Below are 413 nucleotides of genomic sequence, written 5' to 3'. Positions count from 1 at the left end.
AGCCAGGACTGGTCGGTGGCGATCAGCGCGGCGCGGCCCTCGCCGACGCGGCTGAGGAGGAGGAGCGGGCGCCCCTCCGGCCCCTCCATGACCGCCTGCGCGCCCTCGCTCGGGACCACGTCGATGAGGCGGAACCAGCGGCCCCAGCCCGGCGTGCCGTCCTCGGCCGTCGGGCGCGGCGCGAAGCCCTCCAGCGACTCGGTCACGGGGTGGCGCTGGCCGAGGTCCGAGAGGCGCGGCACGAAGCCCTGGTCGAGCACCCGCGCGGTCGGCGCGCCCGGCAGGACGGCGCCCAGCGGGGAGCGGTAGATCGACTCGGCGCCCGCGTACTCCGGGCCGCCGGCGACGAGGACGGCGCCGCCGTTCGCCACGTAGTCGGCGACGTTCTGGAGGTACTCGTTGGGCAGGATGCC

Annotated in this window: 1 pseudogene; it reads right to left on the bottom strand. The window is 77.0% G+C overall.

The window, feature by feature from the left end:
• A pseudogene (locus D7Y13_RS46585) lies at nt 1–413 on the bottom strand (hypothetical protein); the annotation flags it as partial.

This window comes from Corallococcus praedator (assembly GCF_003612125.1).
GTDB classification, from domain to species: Bacteria; Myxococcota; Myxococcia; order Myxococcales; family Myxococcaceae; genus Corallococcus; species Corallococcus praedator.
This window is presented reverse-complemented; position numbering and strand designations above follow the sequence as displayed.